Consider the following 14709-nt stretch of genomic DNA (forward strand, 5'->3'; position numbering starts at 1 on the left):
CCGCGCACCAACCTACTGGCGGACTAACGCAGGCCGCGCCAACCAGTGAGTCAACGCAGGCCGCGCGAAGCATGTTGCCGGGTTTCGTCGGTACGAGCGAGATGTCGGGATTGACGCGCAAAGCGATCGACGAGTTCCCGGAGTCTCTCCCCAAGGGCGCTTCCTGGTCGAATGCGCCACTTCACCAGTGGAAGGATGACGACGCCGCCATCGAGGACGGCGTGCCGGAGGTGGCTATCGCCGAGTACTGGTCGTGCGCCTGGATGGGGGACTACATCGGCGCGGTGGACGCGGACGATCAACCGCGTGCAGACCACGCGATGTCTCAACTCGAGAAGTACCCTTCCCTGCCGGCCATCCTTGCTCACCATCAAGACCCAGAGATCTTCTCCTCTTCTGTCGTTCAACCGGCCAAGAAGGGCGACACGCGGCTCCTCCGTGAATTCTTCACGACGTGTAGAAGCCTGACCGTCACGGCCGACGGCAAGCCGACACTGACAAAGATGATTCCGACGTCGCCCGCTTCTGCAGGGTGAGCAATCGTTCACCGTCCCGCTACGGGATCCTCCTGCGGGTACCCAGTGGGCTAAGGGCGAAGCTTCGGGTCTTCCATGAGACACGTCGTGATCTGCGCGAAATTACGATCGAAGCCGTCCCGCTCGTAGCGAACCGTCTTTTGGTTCCAGTGATCTTCCTCGAGCTGCGTCAAGAACGCGCTCAGCGCCAGCCGGATATAGAGTCCCCGGCTGCGTCCCGTGTGCTCGGCCAGCGCATCAATCCGCTTGATGACGTCCGGTGGCAGTCGCACGGAAACGACCTGCCCGGACGGATGTGGCTGCTGATTCTTCGTTGCCATGTCGACCTCTCCACCATCGCTAGGTAAACAAGGTGTACAACCGACCACTGACCTTTGACGTAGCGCTACTCAGACTGGTAGCCCCGGACGGTCCCACCCCCCCCGTTGTCGTTGCACGACGTCTAGACCCTTGAACACTTCTGTTGCAGAAGCCGCAGAAGGACCCTAGATCAACACAATCCGAACCGATCTGCGCTCTGGAGTTGGGGTGTACCCCAACGCAACACGTCCAGCGGCGGAGAGACGCACGTATAAGGCACCCTTGCGCCCGTTTTCATCGTCCCGGTCAAACGCCCGCTTTCCGCCATGGCGGGGCCAACCGATCCTGTCGATTCTCGAAGTCACCTGCACGGGCGCAGAACGACCGGCTTACGGGCGCCAGAAAGGCACCTATATCCCACTGACTCTGGTCGCATCCGATAGCGTGACCGGAAGAAGTTCGCGGAAGAAGTTCGCGGAAGAAGTTCGCGGAAGATCAGGAGCAACGTGGCATACGATTTGGAAAACATGCTCGTGGTAGGCGTAGCTTCGAGTGCACTTTTCGATCTGACAGATGCTGACGCTATATTCCGCGAGCACGGGGAAGCGCGCTATCGCGAGTACCAGGAAACCCATATCGCGAATGCGCTCAAGCCAGGGGTGGCCTTCCCTTTTATCAAGCGCCTCCTATCGCTAAATGACCTCTCCCAAGATGGAGTGCCGTTGGTTGAGGTCATCGTGCTCTCAAGCAATGACCCGGAAACGGGTCTTCGAGTCATGCGATCCATCGCCCACCATGGGCTGCCCATCTCGCGCGCCGTCTTCATGCAGGGCCGGTCGCCCTTCAAGTTCATGGGTGCTCTCAACATGTCCTTGTTCTTGTCACAAAACGAGAAGGATGTCCGCATCGCACTATCCATGGGCTTTGCCGCCGGCCAGGTACTTGGGCTGCCCGCAGCTGACCCAAAGGGCACAGACCTTCGGATTGCGTTCGACTTCGACGGAGTACTGGCTGACGACTCGTCTGAACGCGTCATGCAGGCCGAAGGCCTGCCGGCCTTCCATGCACACGAAACTGAACATCTCGAAGTACCGCTACCTGAAGGCCGATTGTCCGAGTTCCTCCGCGGCATCAACCGCATCCAGGACATCGAGGAGAAGCTTGTAGACGCCCAGCCTGACTACAACCGCCGGGTCCACGTAGCCATTGTCACAGCTCGCAACGCCCCCTCTCACGAGCGAGTTGTCAGAACCCTTAAGTCATGGGGTGTCCGCGTGAATGACGCGTTCTTCTTAGGCGGGGTTGAGAAGGCGAAAGTCCTGCGCGTGCTCAAACCCCACCTATTTTTCGACGATCAACTGGGCCATCTTCAGACTGCGGCCGATGAAATCCCGAGCGTACATGTCCCGTTCGGGGTGGTTAATGAGGTGAAGGGCGCCTAGGAGGATCCGCTAGCCAACATTGACCAGCTGGTCGTGCTGCCAAGTTGATGGCCGCCTATAGGCTCAGGTCATGAGTGATGAGAGCCCTACTAAGAGGGCGAACCCGAAGATGAACCGTGGAAGCTTCCGCCTACAGTTCACCATTTGGTCGGTGTGGGTTGCTCTTCAACTACTCCTTATTACTGGCAACATTCTGAGCGGCGAGGCTTGGGCGTTCGGGGAGTACCTCAACGTGTTCATGCTGGTCTTAGGTTTGGCTATGCTTGGACACCTCCTTTACGTCCGGCGTCGTGACGAGCACTTCTGGAGAGCTGAAGAAGAACGACGGGCTGACTGGGAGCGACGAGGTCGAGCTCTTTAGGTGCTCAGCGGGGCGTCCGGTGGAGGATCTTGGAGCGGGGCACCTTGTTCCAAGTGGCGCGATTGCGTCTTGACCCTGCCCGTAGGCTCAAGTCATGAGGTCCAAAGCTAGAAAGTGGCCGACGAAAAGCCAAGCGGTGGCAATGGGGGTTCTTGCGCTGCTATGGATGGCCAGCAATTGGGTGTCCGTGTTGTACGAAGGTCGCTCTGCGACTGGCTTCTACTGGGCAGTACAGGGTTTAAATCTCGTTCTCTTGGCAGTGTGCGTATGGTTGTACCGCAGAGCTGCAAGGAAGCCATTGAAGCCGACGCAATGATTTCAGCGGTAGGACGTCAATCCGGACTTCCATAGTGACTTCGCTTAGTACCCATGGCCCGTCACTTGGTGCGGCACCTTCGGCCCCCGTCGCTGTTCGTGAGGCATTGTCCGCAAGCGGATCCGCTTACGCATTGGGCAGGACAACTATTCCTCGTCATTGCGGAACCCCGGAGGGGCCGCCTAGGCAGGACCGGACGCTACGACCTCGGTGAGCTTGTCCAGTGCGTCAGGGCTTGCAGCAAGCTCAACCTTGCCACCATCAGTTAGCAAGGTCACGGCTAGGTATCCAAACGCCGGCAGGTATTTGCGTTCTTTGCCAATGATCTTTCGGCGGTCCGGAAGAACTCTCTGCACCTTCAAGTCAGTCGGTCGTCCTGACGGCTCCAAGCTGTCGTAGACAGCGGGCTGGAACCGGATCGACCCGGCGTCGGGAGTTGCAACGCCCTGGTTCCAAATTTCGCTGAGCGAACCTGCACGAGATTCCGGGTAGCGAATGAAGGCCTTGAATTGTCCATGTTCGTCGAGCCTCCGTTTGGTCTTGCGCACATTCCGTAACTGGAACATCGCGAAGAGCCAGTAGATCAAGGTGTACATAAAGCCACTGATCAGGGCATCGACCAAGCTACGTTGGCTGACGACGAGCCAAACAGCAGTTGCAAACACGAAAAAGATGACATAGCCGAACGCCAGTGCCATGTAGGGGTGCCGCCGGACCCAGTTCTTCATTCCGACAACCCGCCGTGGGACAGATCAGTGGTGCGGCTCATCGGACCCGCGCCTTGATCTCAGGTGCATCATTTTCTGCTGGAAGTTCCGTCTTCAAGGCGCTCCTCCTGTTTGGCAAAGCGCAGAACGCCAAGCGCGATCATGCTTCCGGCGAAGACACTACCTAACTTCCATAGGTGCAGAGGATCCCGCTGAGGGATCGTCCTGCGGACGGCGAACTCGGGTATCGTCGGGGCCTTTCTCTGATCGTTGTCCGGTGACAGAGTGAGCCCATGGACTTCGACCGCAGCCAGCAACCCATGGACTTTCCTCCACCACCGACGGTGGACGAAATCACTGCACAGATGAACAGGCCGCTATGGGTCCTGGCTGACCAAGAGAGCATCGAAGAGGCGGGTGCAGGCCACGGTAGCCAGACCGTGGACGGAGTTCTGCAAGTCGAGACAGTGGCTCTCTCCTATGTCCTATGGCGATACCCCGCTGACCGGGCCGATCCTCGGAACCTTAGAGAACTCACACCGGAGGAGAGAGCCGGCCTCGAGATGGAACCGGTTGGTCCGCTGCCCGAGTGGATAATCGAAGCGCGCGACAGGATGAGATACCCGCTCCTATGGGAAGGCGTTCGCACCACGCACTTCGTCGAAGGCACCCCACGACCTGTGGAAGACGTTCTGGCGGAGCACATGAACCACATCCTCATGAACGTCTTTCAAGATGAACGCGTAGTCGGTGGTTTTCCGGGTGAGCTCACCAACCGGGTCGAAACAGGTAGTTCCAGTACTGGGCGCCGTATTTTGCTCGACGGCGAGGAGATCGAAGGAATGTGTGTTGATACTGACCCGCATGTTCTAGGGCTCGGGGCCGTCATCGGAACGGGCATACTTACCGCAGCGATCCCACGGGACTACCTGCCATACCTTCGGTTGGAGTTCATCACCCGACCCGTGCCCTCCGCCTGACTGCATCCCGCATTACCGCCACAGGCGTTGTCCCGCAGGCCGATCCCCAGGCCGATCCTTATGCGGGCGGGTTAGGGCGCGGAGTGCAGGGTCCTACCTCTGGAGCTCGAAGACATGTTGTGTTGAGATGAGCCATGCCTACTCCGCGTAGGGCCCTCTTCGCGATCCTTCTGGTGACGAGTGTTCATCTAACTAGTGGCTGCTCAACGCCAAAGGAGTCCGCCGTGCATGACATTCGATTCACAGCCATTGCCGGGATCAACGAGTCTGGGGAGCTGTCTTGGCTCGAGACCAACCGTGTTACTTGGTGGATCACTGACCGAGGTGCCGGTCAGGTAGTCGTCGTCGGCACACCGTGCGTCGGGTTCGAGGCAGCTGTCACCGTCACTGAGGAACAAATCGTTCTTGACCGGTCAAAGATGCAGGTTGCCGCCATCTTCTGCGAGCCTCCGCGGAGCGACTACGACCGATGGGTTCACCGATTTACTGAGCTGCCGCTGAACTACTCGTGGGATGAAGAGACACTCACCATCTCGAATAAGAGAGGGTCCCTGACGATGACACCCGACAGCAGTTCCACCTGATGCTCAGAACCACCCATGCTGCATAATCCACATACGAGAACAGAGGTGCATGTACGACTTCATGGCTCGTTCCTGAGCGAGCCGGGAACATCGAACCCCTCGGGAAGCGGTTCGACGTAATAGTGCCGGTTCCCAACACCACGCAGCTCAAGGCTGCCCTCGGTCGTGCGTTCGTAGGCGTAGTACCTGCCCTCTGGCAGTTCACCCAAGTCCGCGTCTGCTGGGATCTGCTGAGTGAGCTGTTGGCCATCGTGCTCATAACGCCACTCAACAGGCCCGCACAGGGCAAAAGTTTGATTCGGCATCACGATCCCGAGTTCCATCACCGTCTGACTCTCGGCATCCGTCGTGGTCAGAATCCGCTGCCCACTCGGAAGCGCCGGGCGCTGCTCCAATAGGGTCGGATACTCACCCTCACGCCAGGCGGTGACGTGACCGCCAACGGCATCACACGCTGACACCGGATCGATGACGGCTCCTGCAGGAGGGCGTGCCGCGACCGTACAAGCACCTAAGGGCGGCTCGACGTCGACGTTCTCGTAGTGCTGGTTATCCGCTACGAAGAAGGTCAAGTCCTCACACTTCACGCTGGCAGGAACGTTCTGAATGACCTCTGGTTCGGGCACCACTGGAACAGGCGGGGACGACGTCATGGCCGTGTAGAGCACGATGTACCCGAAGGCCACTATCCCTGCGCCGGCCGCAATCGTTCCCCTCCGGTCAGAACCGCCAGTAGCCGGCTGCTGTGGCAGGCCGACAGGTAAAAGGTCCCCTAAGTCGTTGCGCGAACCGATGTCCTCAACCACTGGCCCGTCACTTCCCGCCCCCATGGCACTATCCCCCTCTAAAGCTCTCCAAAGCTCTGACGGTATGGGATGCCAGGTGGCCCATCGACATGCCTCACCGAAGGCCGGGTGAATCAGACACTCGACCGTTTCACTACGCATCCCTACTCGAGAGCGCTTCCCCTCGCATCCGACTCACCCTGACCCGTAGAACTGCTTGCTGGCCTTAACTATAAACCGAGTGTATAGATAGGTCTGTGAACAACTCACTGACCCTGCTGGGCCTCCTGGGCCGCGAGCCGAGCTACGGCTATGACCTGAAACATTCCTATGACCGGTACTTCGGGATCGAGAAGGCCCTGGCCTTCGGGCAGGTCTACGCGACCCTGGCCCGCATGGTCCGGGATGAGCTGATCCGTGCGGTCGGCGAGGAGACAGGCGGCGGCCCAGACCGCAAAAAGTACGAGATCACCGCCACGGGGCAGGACAAGGTCAGGTCCTGGTTGTTCACCCCGGACACACCGTCCGAAACCCTACAGAGCGATCTGTTCGCCAAGACCGTGATCGCTCTGCTCCTCGAGGATGACGCCGACCGGTTGCTGGATCTGCAGCGCGCAGAGCACATGGCGCGGATGCGTGAGCTGACCCGGGCAAAGAAGGACGCGCAGCTGCTGCAGGTCCTGATGTGCGACCACGGGCTGTTCCACATCGAGGCAGATCTGCGGTGGATCGACCTGACCACCGCCCGGCTGACCCAGCTCAAGAAGGAGTTGCAGCACGCATGAACACCACCAACACCCCGATCCTCAGTGCTCGCGACCTCCGCCACTCCTTCGGCCCGACCGACGCGCTGCGCGGGATCGACCTCGACGTGCAAGCCGGTGAAGTCCTGGCCGTCATGGGCCCCTCCGGCTCCGGTAAGTCCACCCTCCTGCATTGCCTCGCCGGCGTCCTCACACCTGACAGCGGCACCGTCACCTACTCACCGGCCAACCAGGCTCCTCGCGATGTCGGCGGGCTGAATGAGCAGGAACGTTCCCGCCTGCGACTGACCGACTTCGGGTTCGTGTTCCAGTTCGGGCAACTACTGCCGGAACTCAACGCGCTGGACAACGTGAGCATCCCCCTGCTCCTCGCGGGGATCAAGAGGCCCGAAGCCCTCCGGCGATCGACCGTGCTCCTCGAGCGACTCGACCTGGGAAGCATGTCCGGGAAGCTGCCCGGTGAGCTCTCCGGCGGGCAGGCCCAACGGGTGGCTGTTGCACGCGCCCTGGTCACCGCACCTACCGTCTTGTTCGCCGATGAGCCGACAGGATCACTGGATTCACTCGCGTCGGAGAACGTCCTGACACTGATGCTCGAACTCGTCCGCGAAGCAGGGACGACCGTCGTGATGGTCACCCACGACCCCCGCTCCGCGGCGTACGCGGACCGGGAAGTCATCGTCCGCGACGGAGCCATCAGCGCCGGCTACCGGATACCGGCATGAACAGTGTCCTGCTCAAACTCACCATTACTGGCAGCAGGTCAGCCTACGGACGCCTGGCAGGAATAGCTGCCGGCGTCGCCGTCGGCGTATGCATGCTCCTACTGCTCTGGGGCGGCGCGAACGGCCTCAACGCCCGCGACGACCGCGGCGCCTGGCTACGCGAAACAGGCACACCATCAGCGACCTACCCCACACCACCATCAGCAGCGGCAGACCCAGACATAGACCCGGACACAGACCCGGCCGCCACATCGGAGGCTCCGACGCCGATCCCATTGACCACCGACGCGGTCCTAATGCGCTCCAATCCTGTGGAAGTGTTCCGCGACCAGCTCATCAACCGCCGGGACTTCGCCGCCCTCGACACGACAACCGTCAGCATCCCGGGGGTCGGGGCACCGCCTGCACCGGGCGAGTACTACGCCTCCCCCGCCCTTCAACAGTTGATCGATTCCACACCGCGCGATGAGCTCGGAGACCGGTACGGCACCTTTGCCGGCACCATCGACGACTCGGCCCTGCCCGGACCGGACTCCCTGGTCATCGTGACCGGCGCCCCGGAAGCCGAGATCCGGAACAGTGGGCTCAACTTCCTAGTGACCGGTTTCACCACCGACCCCTACGGCGGTAACGCCGCCACCTACACAACGGTGCTGAGCATCGGTGCGATCGCCGTGTTCTTCCCCGTGCTGCTGCTGATCAGTATCGTCACCGGACTTGGTGCCGCCGAGCGGCGCGAACGCTTCAGTACGCTGCGCCTGATCGGGGCCTCGCCCCGCGTCGTTGCACGGATCGCCGCTGCTGAAACAGCGATCCCAAGCCTCATCGGCGCCGTCGCCGGCGTGGTGTTGGCGGTCCTGCTCAGGCCGGTCGCCGCGCAACTGCCGGTCAATGGCACCCGCATGTTCATCTCCGACCTGACCACCGGGTGGGTCGCGGGCCTCATCGTCGTCACGGTCGTCGTCGCCGCAGCGGCCGTCACAGCCGCGTATCGCACCAGCAGGGCAGGCATCGGCCCCCTGGGCGTCACCCAGTCCGCACCCGAAACACTGCCACGCACCAGAAGGCTCCTTCCGCTCCTGGGCGGGCTTGCCGCCCTAGTTCTCGCCGCACTACTCAGCCGCACAGCCAACGACCTCTCAGCCCAGCTGCAGACACCACTACTCCTTGGCGGGTTCGCCTTCACCCTCGTAGGTATCATCGCAGCCGGCCCGTGGCTGACACTGCTCGTCAGCAGGATCGGAGCACGACGGGCCCACAGTGCCGCTGCGGTCATCGCCCTCACCCGCATCCAACGAACGCCCGCGGCCACATTCCGCTCCGTCTCGGGACTGGTCATTGCCGTATTCGTCGTCTCCGTCTTCGCCGGCGCCTCCAGCGTCATCGAAACACGCCCCACACCAACAGCGACGCCCGGATTACCCCAGCCCACCAGCGTCACCTCGACCATCAGCACCGGGACCACCACCACTGACACCACCTCGATGAAGGACCGCCTGGAGCAACTCCCCGGTATTCGGCACGCGACCATCGGGTACGGCGCGGCGGCCTTCACTGAGATTGGGGCTGAGCGCGAGATCTACCTTCGGGCCGAAGACGCTCCAAGTCTCGGCTTTACCAGCATCCCCACAACAGATGTCGTCACCCTCGACATGTCCTTCCTGGATACATGGACCACGACCCCGGTCCCACTGTTGCCGACCCCCACCACCACCTTCGATCGCTTCGTACCGGTGGTGATCATGGTCGACACCGACGGCACACCGGGGGCCGTCGACCGGGCCCGGACAGCGCTGAACACCTCCGGGATCACCGGCACCCCCGGAACGACGCCCACTGACCTCGAGCTGCAGTCCTCTGCGCGCCTCGTTCAGGGCCTCGCCGTCCTCGCCTACCTGGGGATGGTCATCGCCGTCGTCATCGCCGGGGTCTCCCTCGCCGTCGGCACTGCATCCGCGATCCTCGACCGGAAGAAAGTCCTCGGCCTCATGCGACTCATGGGCATGCCAACATCGACACTTCGCAGGATCATCCTCCAGGAAGCCGCGGTACCCCTCCTGACCGTCCTCACGCTCTCCATCGGACTCGGGTTCCTCGTAGCCTGGCTCATGATCACCGGTATCGACGACTCCTACACACTCACCTGGCCCGGAACCGACTACTTCATAGCCCTCGTCATCAGCCTCACCCTCGCCCTCGCCGCCGTCGTAGCGACCTTCGGACTCATTCAACGCAACACCACACCCACAACCACGCGCTTCGCCTGACGATGCACGCTGCGGGATCGACAATCGCGCGTTCGGCACAATGAGGATATGACCGTTCAGCTGCGTCCGTGGACGCCGGAAGATGCTCCCGCCCTACTGGCCGCTTACGAGGAGAACCCGGATCTACATACGCAATTCGGCGGTGCTAACCTCTCCACCGTCGACAAAGCACGCGAGCTCATCAGCCAACGACTCCCGCTCACGGACTCTTTACGCAACTGGGCCATAACGATCGACCATGTAGTTGCTGGCAACGTCGGGCTATCAGCCATCGAACGCACCCACGGCACCGCCTGGGTTTACTACTGGCTCACGTCAGCAGCCCGCGGTCACGGCTACGCCTCCCGAGCCCTGGCCACAGTGGCCACTAAGGCATTTACAGACGGTCTCTTCCGCCTCGAGCTCGGTCACCGCGTCAACAACCCCGCATCCTGCTCAGTAGCCCGGCGGGCTGGCTTCATCGTAGAGGGCCTTGAGCGCCAGAAGCTGCAATACGGTGCGGAGCGGTTCGATGTGGAAACACATGCTCGACTTCGCACTGATCCAGTCCCGAACCTCGAAGCAATCCCAACCGTCCGCTGAACGATCGGCTGTCGAAATACGCTTTCCAGGTTCCGCACCTCAATCAGTCTTCTGGTGCCGCATCCACGACGGAGTAGTTGATGGCGGTGTGACCGGTTACTTCGTCGGCACCAAACCCATAAACCGCGTAGGTGGCAACGGTGCGTTCTCCAATCACAAGTCCGGTAGCTGGGTCGATAATGATCTCCTGTCGGATGCCGGCGCGTAGAGGTTCGGTGCGTCCGATGGCGGTGCCTTCAACTCCGTCGAGGTTCACCTGTTCGCTGGCGTCTACACCGGGGATCAGAGCCAGGGCGTCGTAGAGCCCTGCCCTGAGGTCGGCGGGCACGAGGCCGATCTTGAGGAGATCGGTGATTTGCACGAAGTTGTCTTCGTCGCGAGACGCGGAACCGCCGGTGTAGCGGGAGTTCACCCAGTCCAACAGGGCCCGCCCGTCCCGAGGTAGCGCATCCATTTCTTCTTCGCTGAGCAATCCCCACGGGTTCCCGTAGAAGTTCCCGTCCGGTGCCCTTTCGACGTCGATCTGCCCAGGCACAGGGGCTGCAATGCCCCAGTCACGTTCCAGGACCCAGTCCTCGGACTCGTCCCCCGGAACATAGACGCCGATGATCTGCTGGTAGGTCGAGGTCTGACTGGGATCTGACGCATCACTGCTGTTCTGCCACTGCCCGCGCTTACTGACAAGCAGGTACTGCCCGGGTGCCGGCTGCAGGTCCGTGTACGCGGCGGTCGTCGCCACGACATCGCGGAGCACCCCGGCCGCGTGCGCGCTCTGAGCGGTGAGGCTCATCTGCCCCAGCGCTACTGCCCCGACCGCTACAGCGGCGGTTGCCAGTACAGCCGTCCGGCCCCAGTGCGATCGCGGCTGACCCTGCCCTGCCGAGTGGTTGGAATCGCTCGTTCGCGGTGTCGATTGGAGACGGTCGATCCTGGTTTGTGCAGGGCGGTAGCGGGTGGGATCGTCTGCCCCTTGAAGGGTCGGCAGGGACACGAGCTGGTGGCGTAGGGCTTCCCGCCGGTCCGCCTGGAACTGATCTGTGCTCATCAGGTGCTCCTTCCGTTCATCGTCTGGCCTGCGCTGGTGTGATCATCATCTTCGGTAGCCGTAGTCGGCGCGGTAGGTGCGGGTGTTGGCGGTAAGCGGCCCGGCCTGCCTAAGAGGGCGGCCTCTTCGTAGAGCGATCCAAGACTCTGCTTGGCCCTGCTGAGCCGAGACTTCACCGTCCCCTCCGCTACCGCCAGGACACTGGCGGCCTCCCTGATACTCACGCCCTCCACCACGCCCAAAGTCAGAACATCCCGATCCAAAGGCCGCAGCCGGCGGAACGCCTCACGTAATGACGCGAGCTCCCCCAGACGTTCATCAGCGTCACTGACCTCCTCGGCCACATCACCCGCCGGTGCGGGAGGAGGAAGCTGCGACAGGAAATGCCGGTATCGGCGCTGCTGACGCACATGGTTGCGGATCAGGTTGTTCGCTGTCACCAGCAGCCACGGAAGGATCGATTCATCGACCATCCGCACGTGCATCCGACGCCGCCACGCCTCATAGAACACCATCGCCGTGATGTCCTCCGCGGCCGGGTGCATGCTCAGCAGCCGCAACGCGTGGCGCAGCACCCGCTCGTGATGACGATCGAACACCACCCCGAATGCGTCCCCGTCACCATTGACGACCTGACGCCACAACATCCCATCCGAGGCGATCATCTGTGCACCCATACCCCTTAGTGTCCGATCACCACCCAAGGTTCCACCCACACAGCAGAAAGTTTCGACCCCTTCGAACAATCGACGATCCTCAGTAGCAACTAGTTGCAGGTTGACTGTCACAACTCCTCACTCCGAGACACTTACTGGGTGGAGGTGTGAAGTGAACACACGCGATACGAAGACGTTGGTAACCACCGACGAGGATCTGGTTAACCGACTGATCCGTGGAAATGACAGAGCTTTCTCTGCCCTGTTCGATAAATACTCAACAACGGTCTACCGCTACGCCTGGGGTTTAGCTGACTCCCGCAACGAGGTGCCCGACATCGTGCAGGAGACATTCCTGCTCCTCTGGCGCCGCCGCAAAGACGTCCGCATGGCAGAGCAATCTGTCCTTCCTTGGCTCCTGCTGTGTTGCCGGAACACCGCTTACAACCTCAATAGGGCTCGTCGCCGCACCGATGCTGACGAGCTCACCGACCCCTCACCCGGCTCCTCAGCCTGGCATCGCCGCACAGACCAGGACCGGGCCGTGGAAGAACTGGCGTGGATCCTCGAGGAAATCGCCGCGCTACCCGAGGTCGATCGGAAGTTGTGCGAACTCTGCCTCGTCGAGGGGCGCAGCTACGACGAAGCCGCCACTTCTTTGGGCATCAGCCAGCCAGCTGCCCGCAAACGCATCGAACGTGCTCGCCGCAGACTGCGTGCCAGTACCACAACCGACCTCAACGACTAAGGAGCAGACCGTGCCTATCACCTACGAACCACCCACCAACCGGCACATCGGCGAAGAGCTTGCGCCCGTTCGGGCCTCGCTGATGCGCCAGGTCGCTCGCCGGCGAACATTCAAACGAGCATCCATCTCAGCTGCGGTTCTGGCGGCCCTGTCCGTAGGAGGCGTTTCCGTGGCCATCGGCGACGGCCTCGGTTACTACGCCGAAGCCGAGTACATGACCAACCCTCTGTACGTCGAACAGTTCGCGGACTGCATGACCGCCCACGGCTGGGAACCCCTCCCCGGCAACGGCACCGACATACCGAACGACTTCCCTACAGTGCACTTCCTTCTCCGCCCAGAAGACAGTGGCCCCCAAGGCGAGGACGCTCAAGCCTGCCGGGCAAGCATCGCCGAAATAGTGGGAGAACCCATCGACGAGGACTGCGGACCGGCGTGGTACCCATGCGACCCTACCCAGCCGCGAGTTCTCCCCAACAAGTAATCAAGCTCCAACAGACCGGCGTCATTGAAACGCCCCCTCAGCTGGCGGTGCGGAAGTCCAACGAACGGGGGCTTCCGTACCGCCGCCCACTCCTGATCTCAAGCAGGAATTGCCCGTTGTTGACGGACCGATGACCACACAGCAGCGGTTTCCCCCTACGTAGGGTCGCCGTTGCGCAGGGTGTACTCGGCGCAACAGGTCACGAACGATGTCAGTGCAACCAGAGGCAAGACTCCTGCCGATTTGCCTCCTCGGTCAGAGCGTTCGTATGAGAGTGTCGGAGAGCGCGCCCAGCGCGACAACAACGAGGAAGAGCGACTTACGACGGATCGGTGTCCACCAGGGCCGGCGTGGCGATGCTCGGCGAGGTCACTGCTCGCTGCGGGACGCGCGTCCCCCGCGGTCGCCACCCGTCGCCGAACCGAAGGCGTGCAGATCGAGCTCGACGCTCAGAAGGTCGGAGGCGACTCGCCCGCGCACACTCGTCCCCTGCTCATCGAGAGGCGGGCTCATGACCGCGGCACCGAGCCGCCCAGGGGCGGAGAGCACGATCGCTCCGGAGACACTGGACTTCGCGGGGATGCCGATTCCACGCATCCAACGGCCTGAGCCGTCATACACACCGCAGGTCGCCATGACCGAGACGACGTCGCGAGCCACGGCCGGTGGAACGACGCGCTCCTCCGTCACCGGGTTGACCCCGCCGCAGGCGAGGGTCGCCCCCATCACCGCGAGTGCCTTCACGTCGACGAGGACAGCGCACGCGCGAGCGTAGACGGCGACGGCATCGTCGGCACCGACGTGCAGGGTTCCTTCCGCCCGCATGAGGTGTGCAAGCGCGTGGTTCCGGTCACCGAGGAGGTGCTCGTTATGTGCGACGCTTTCGTCCACTTCGAGCCGACGCCCGGCGAAGGCGGAGAGACCTCGGAGGATCCGCTCGTGACGCTCGTCGACATCGCTGCCATCGATGAGCGATGCCGTGAGCAGCGCTCCTGCGTTGACCATCGGGTTGGGTGGGCGGCCGGTGCCGCTCTCGAGCTTGATCGCGTCGAAGGCTTCGCCGGTCGGTTCGATTCCGATGAGATCCAGGGCCTCGCCGTCCGTGTCCAGCAGCGCCAGGGCGAACAGGAACGGTTTGACCGCCGACTGCACGCTGAACGGCGACTCCGCCTGCCTAGTGCCACGCACAGTCCCGTCGGGCAAAGCCAGGGCCAGCGCGCATTGGTCGGCGTCCGCGGCGGCGAGTTCGGGAATGCTGTCGTCCACCGATCCGCCGTTCTTCTGCATGACCCGCGCCCGCAGATCCTCGAGGTCATAGGTTGCTGCGTCCGGCGTCATCCCCCTACAGTGACACAGGTCGTGCTCAATGAAGGCAGTAACGGGTGCGATCGGCTGCGTGCAGGAATATGGCCTGCCACGACCCATCC

At 62.0% G+C, this 14709-nt stretch carries 17 protein-coding genes; 11 read left to right on the forward strand and 6 right to left on the reverse strand.

The genetic code is table 11. From position 1 onward, the window contains the following. The first annotated feature begins 71 nt into the window (after nt 1–71). Complete coding sequence (locus tag CI785_RS03570; protein WP_105030728.1) at nt 72–536, forward strand: hypothetical protein; 465 nt, start codon at nt 72–74, stop codon at nt 534–536. Nucleotides 537–586: 50 nt separating this feature from the next. Here CI785_RS03570 and CI785_RS03575 read toward each other — a convergent pair whose 3' ends face one another. Further along, nucleotides 587–856 carry a ribbon-helix-helix protein, CopG family gene (locus CI785_RS03575; protein ID WP_105030729.1) on the reverse strand — a complete coding sequence of 90 codons (270 nt, stop codon included), beginning with the start codon at nt 854–856 and terminating at the stop codon, nt 587–589. Nucleotides 857–1342: 486 nt separating this feature from the next. Between CI785_RS03575 and CI785_RS03580 the strand changes: the two genes are divergently transcribed. After that, nucleotides 1343–2278 carry a 5'-nucleotidase gene (locus CI785_RS03580; protein WP_205753553.1) on the forward strand — a complete coding sequence of 312 codons (936 nt, stop codon included), beginning with the start codon at nt 1343–1345 and terminating at the stop codon, nt 2276–2278. Nucleotides 2279–2348: 70 nt separating this feature from the next. After that, nucleotides 2349–2639 (forward strand): hypothetical protein, encoded by a 291-nt coding sequence (locus CI785_RS16965; RefSeq protein ID WP_157940142.1) that lies wholly within the window; start codon nt 2349–2351, stop codon nt 2637–2639. A gap of 498 nt (nt 2640–3137) precedes the next feature. On the opposite strand, the gene CI785_RS03585 is transcribed toward CI785_RS16965, so the two are convergent. Then, nucleotides 3138–3683: a hypothetical protein gene (locus CI785_RS03585; RefSeq protein ID WP_157940143.1), complete on the reverse strand. Its 546-nt coding sequence runs from the start codon at nt 3681–3683 to the stop codon at nt 3138–3140. A gap of 272 nt (nt 3684–3955) precedes the next feature. On the opposite strand from CI785_RS03585, the gene CI785_RS03590 reads away from it, so the two are divergent. Together CI785_RS03590 and CI785_RS03595 are read left to right on the forward strand one after the other, a co-directional pair. Beyond that, nucleotides 3956–4642, forward strand: a complete 687-nt coding sequence (locus CI785_RS03590; RefSeq protein WP_105030731.1) for a hypothetical protein — start codon at nt 3956–3958, stop codon at nt 4640–4642. Nucleotides 4643–4866: 224 nt separating this feature from the next. Next, nucleotides 4867–5226, forward strand: a complete 360-nt coding sequence (locus tag CI785_RS03595) for a hypothetical protein (protein WP_105030732.1) — start codon at nt 4867–4869, stop codon at nt 5224–5226. A gap of 59 nt (nt 5227–5285) precedes the next feature. Here CI785_RS03595 and CI785_RS03600 read toward each other — a convergent pair whose 3' ends face one another. Then, nucleotides 5286–6032, reverse strand: coding sequence for a hypothetical protein (locus CI785_RS03600; RefSeq protein WP_157940144.1), 747 nt, complete (start codon nt 6030–6032; stop codon nt 5286–5288). A gap of 236 nt (nt 6033–6268) precedes the next feature. Here CI785_RS03600 and CI785_RS03605 point away from each other — a divergent pair, with 236 nt between their 5' ends. From CI785_RS03605 to CI785_RS03620, 4 genes are read left to right on the forward strand one after another with little or no spacing between them, the layout of a single operon-like run. Next, the gene (locus CI785_RS03605; RefSeq protein ID WP_105030734.1) at nt 6269–6796 is read left to right on the forward strand and encodes a PadR family transcriptional regulator; all 528 of its coding nucleotides are present in this window, start codon (nt 6269–6271) and stop codon (nt 6794–6796) included. Beyond that, nucleotides 6793–7500, forward strand: coding sequence for an ABC transporter ATP-binding protein (locus tag CI785_RS03610; protein ID WP_105030735.1), 708 nt, complete (start codon nt 6793–6795; stop codon nt 7498–7500). The genes CI785_RS03605 and CI785_RS03610 overlap by 4 nt, the downstream gene beginning before the upstream one ends. After that, entirely contained in the window at nt 7497–9767 is a 2271-nt protein-coding gene (locus CI785_RS03615; protein WP_105030736.1) for an ABC transporter permease, read from the forward strand. The genes CI785_RS03610 and CI785_RS03615 overlap by 4 nt, the downstream gene beginning before the upstream one ends. 48 nt (nt 9768–9815) lie before the next feature. Then, a complete protein-coding gene (locus CI785_RS03620; protein WP_105030737.1) occupies nt 9816–10349 on the forward strand; it encodes a GNAT family N-acetyltransferase in 534 nt (177 codons plus the stop codon). A gap of 43 nt (nt 10350–10392) precedes the next feature. On the opposite strand, the gene CI785_RS03625 is transcribed toward CI785_RS03620, so the two are convergent. Continuing rightward, entirely contained in the window at nt 10393–11394 is a 1002-nt protein-coding gene (locus CI785_RS03625; RefSeq protein ID WP_105030738.1) for a hypothetical protein, read from the reverse strand. Next, nucleotides 11394–12182 carry an RNA polymerase sigma factor gene (locus CI785_RS03630; protein ID WP_240614981.1) on the reverse strand — a complete coding sequence of 263 codons (789 nt, stop codon included), beginning with the start codon at nt 12180–12182 and terminating at the stop codon, nt 11394–11396. Before CI785_RS03630 ends, CI785_RS03625 begins: the two co-directional genes overlap by 1 nt. Nucleotides 12183–12222: 40 nt before the next feature. On the opposite strand from CI785_RS03630, the gene CI785_RS03635 reads away from it, so the two are divergent. Beyond that, the gene (locus CI785_RS03635) at nt 12223–12798 is read left to right on the forward strand and encodes an RNA polymerase sigma factor (RefSeq protein WP_240614982.1); all 576 of its coding nucleotides are present in this window, start codon (nt 12223–12225) and stop codon (nt 12796–12798) included. Nucleotides 12799–12808: 10 nt separating this feature from the next. Further along, nucleotides 12809–13282 (forward strand): hypothetical protein, encoded by a 474-nt coding sequence (locus CI785_RS03640; protein ID WP_157940145.1) that lies wholly within the window; start codon nt 12809–12811, stop codon nt 13280–13282. A 369-nt stretch (nt 13283–13651) separates the two neighbouring features. On the opposite strand, the gene glsA is transcribed toward CI785_RS03640, so the two are convergent. Beyond that, nucleotides 13652–14620 (reverse strand): glutaminase A, encoded by a 969-nt coding sequence (gene glsA, locus CI785_RS03645; RefSeq protein WP_105030740.1) that lies wholly within the window; start codon nt 14618–14620, stop codon nt 13652–13654. Nucleotides 14621–14709: the final 89 nt, after the last annotated feature.

Source organism: Arthrobacter ruber (genome assembly GCF_002954225.1).
In the GTDB taxonomy this organism is placed as follows: Bacteria; Actinomycetota; Actinomycetes; order Actinomycetales; family Micrococcaceae; genus Arthrobacter_D; species Arthrobacter_D ruber.

What these genes read in the sequence shown, in the direction of transcription:
- CI785_RS03570 (WP_105030728.1), top strand. Translation starts at nt 72, where the DNA reads ATGTTGCCGGGTTTCGTCGGTACGAGCGAGATGTCGGGATTGACGCGC.
- CI785_RS03625 (WP_105030738.1), bottom strand. Translation starts at nt 11,394, where the DNA reads ATGAGCACAGATCAGTTCCAGGCGGACCGGCGGGAAGCCCTACGCCAC.
- CI785_RS03585 (WP_157940143.1), bottom strand. Translation starts at nt 3,683, where the DNA reads ATGAAGAACTGGGTCCGGCGGCACCCCTACATGGCACTGGCGTTCGGC.
- CI785_RS03590 (WP_105030731.1), top strand. Translation starts at nt 3,956, where the DNA reads ATGGACTTCGACCGCAGCCAGCAACCCATGGACTTTCCTCCACCACCG.
- CI785_RS16965 (WP_157940142.1), top strand. Translation starts at nt 2,349, where the DNA reads ATGAGTGATGAGAGCCCTACTAAGAGGGCGAACCCGAAGATGAACCGT.
- CI785_RS03575 (WP_105030729.1), bottom strand. Translation starts at nt 856, where the DNA reads ATGGCAACGAAGAATCAGCAGCCACATCCGTCCGGGCAGGTCGTTTCC.
- CI785_RS03615 (WP_105030736.1), top strand. Translation starts at nt 7,497, where the DNA reads ATGAACAGTGTCCTGCTCAAACTCACCATTACTGGCAGCAGGTCAGCC.
- CI785_RS03610 (WP_105030735.1), top strand. Translation starts at nt 6,793, where the DNA reads ATGAACACCACCAACACCCCGATCCTCAGTGCTCGCGACCTCCGCCAC.
- glsA (WP_105030740.1), bottom strand. Translation starts at nt 14,620, where the DNA reads ATGACGCCGGACGCAGCAACCTATGACCTCGAGGATCTGCGGGCGCGG.
- CI785_RS03620 (WP_105030737.1), top strand. Translation starts at nt 9,816, where the DNA reads ATGACCGTTCAGCTGCGTCCGTGGACGCCGGAAGATGCTCCCGCCCTA.